At 72.5% G+C, this 2,168-nt stretch carries 2 protein-coding genes; both read left to right on the forward strand.

Annotated elements, in window-relative coordinates; translation table 11 throughout:
* The first annotated feature begins 248 nt into the window (after positions 1–248).
* Positions 249–1,040 carry a hypothetical protein gene (locus VFJ21_04665; protein ID HET7406415.1) on the forward strand — a complete coding sequence of 264 codons (792 nt, stop codon included), beginning with the start codon at positions 249–251 and terminating at the stop codon, positions 1,038–1,040.
* Positions 1,037–2,053, forward strand: a complete 1,017-nt coding sequence (locus VFJ21_04670; GenBank protein ID HET7406416.1) for a BREX system ATP-binding domain-containing protein — start codon at positions 1,037–1,039, stop codon at positions 2,051–2,053. Before VFJ21_04665 ends, VFJ21_04670 begins: the two co-directional genes overlap by 4 nt.
* Positions 2,054–2,168: the final 115 nt, after the last annotated feature.

Consider the following 2,168-nt stretch of genomic DNA (forward strand, 5'->3'; position numbering starts at 1 on the left):
TCACGAGCAGGCTCCCCTCGATGATCTCGTAGCGGAAGCCCGTCTCGGGCAGCACCAGCAGATCCTCGAGCGTCCACTCACCCGAGGCGGGGAAGGCGACCGCCACCTCGCTCACGAGGTCAAGAATGGCACGCCAACCGCGGCTCGCCACCGCCATCCACAGCCATCCGACGCCGACCCGCCAGTCACTGTCAGTCCGGGTCGGTAGCGTCGTCACCGTCGTCGCACCACAAGCCGGAGGAAGCGCTGTGACCCATCCCGAGAGCGGTCTAGAGGTGGCCCTCGCCCAGACCGAAGAGCTCACGGACGCGACCCTGCGCCGAGCGGGCGCGGTCATGCGTGAGCTGAAGAAGGCGAAGACCGCGGCGGCGACCGGCCAGGTCCGCGAACTGCGCCGGGCGCTCGCGGCGGCCGCCGAGATGGCCGGGCAGCTGGAGGCGGCAACCGCTGACGCGCAGGCGTCGTACGCCGTCGACGAAACCGCCTACCTGTCCTCCGGCGACTACGCCAAAGAGCTGCTGGCCGCCGCGGCCGGCCGTGGCCTGGCGATGTTCGAGGAGGACGAGCGGCTGCTGTGCTACCCGTCGCTCGTGCGTATCGTGCCCGGCGACGCGGCGGTCGAGATCGACCGCAAGCGCGAGCGCAGGCTGCGCCCGTCGGTGCTCGTCGACCGGCTTGCGGCCGTGCAGCAGCGGCCGCCGCGCTTCCGGGCCGAGCCGTTCCTCGAAAGCCTGCTGGCCGCCTACGAGCTGGTGGTGGGGCGAGAGGGCAAGCGGCCCGACGCCGTCGTGCGGCTCGACGCCGTGTGGGGCGTGCTGACGCTGCTGCCCGGGCAGGCAAAGGACTACACGAAGCCGGAGTTCGCCCGCGACCTCTACCTGCTCGACCAGAGCGGCGTGGTTGGCACCCGCTCGGGCCGGACGCTGCGCTGGCACGCAAGCAGCGGGACGCGCGGTTCTGGTGTGCTGACCACGGTCGCGCGCACCGGCCAGCAGCAGCGCTACTGGGGTGTGTCGTTCACCGCTGCAGGCCGGGCATGACTGCCCCCGGACACGCGCCCGTCAGCGGGGTGCTCGGCGGCGGCGTGCTCAAGGTCGACGACTACGCCGCCTTCCTCGCCGAGCACTACCTCGCCGATTACCTGCCGGGCGGCGGCGCGTCGGTGAAGATCGCGGTTATCGGGAGCGCCGGCGCCGCCGACCGGTTCGAGGCCGCCTTCGGTGCGGCAGCGGCCACAGGCGGCTGCGTCCACGTCTCGTTGGCTGCGGAGACCACGAAGCTGCACATGGTCGACCAGCTGTTCTTCGCCGTCTCCCGGCACGTCGACTGGGACCAGCTGGCCGCGACCCTCGTGCGGCAGGCCTTCGAGGCCGCGTCCTTCCCCGCGCCCGACGGGAGCACGCTGCGGGCTGCAGCGGTCGCGGAGCACCACGATGTCGACCCCCGCGAGCTCTACCGCAGCGTCCGCCGGCAGCTGGAGCAACGCCTGCTCGGCGACCTCGAGCTGGCGCCCGAGATGCGCCGCGCCGTCTTCCGCCTCGCCCAGGCCGAGCTGCGCGCCGGCGACGTCGACCGGGCGGAGCACGAAGCAGTGCTCGCTTGGTTGCGCGGCGAGCTGCGATCGGTGAGCGCTGTGCGCCCGGCGCTGATCTACACCCGGATCGGCCGGCACAACGCGCGAGACATGCTCTCGTCGCTGTCGAGGCTGCTCCTCACCACGGGCCACGCCGGCCTGGTGCTGCACCTCGACTACACCCGGTTGGCCGAGGCCCGCCGACCACCCATCGACGAGCGCATTGGCATCTACTACTCCAAGGCGGCGACCCTCGACGCCTACGAGGTGCTGCGCCAGCTCATCGACGCCACCGACGAGCTGCGCGGGCTGCTCGCGGTGGCCGTGGTGCCGCCCGACCTCATGACCGACGAGAGCCGGGGGCTCCCCGCCTACACCGCACTCCAGCTCCGCGTGGCCGACGAGGTGCGGGACCGTCGACGGGCCAACCCCTACGCCGCCCTCGTCCGGCTGGAAGTCCGGCTTGAGGCGGTGTCATGACCGTCTCGTCACCGGATCGCATCCGCCTACGCCGGGCGGTCGAGGCGCTGCGCTCGGGCGTGCCCAGCTGGGACGCCGTGGCCGCGCTCGGCTCCGGCCAGCCGGAGGTGGAGGA

It is taken from the genome of Mycobacteriales bacterium (genome assembly GCA_035690485.1).
Lineage (GTDB): Bacteria > Actinomycetota > Actinomycetes > JAFAQI01 > DASSKL01 > DASSKL01.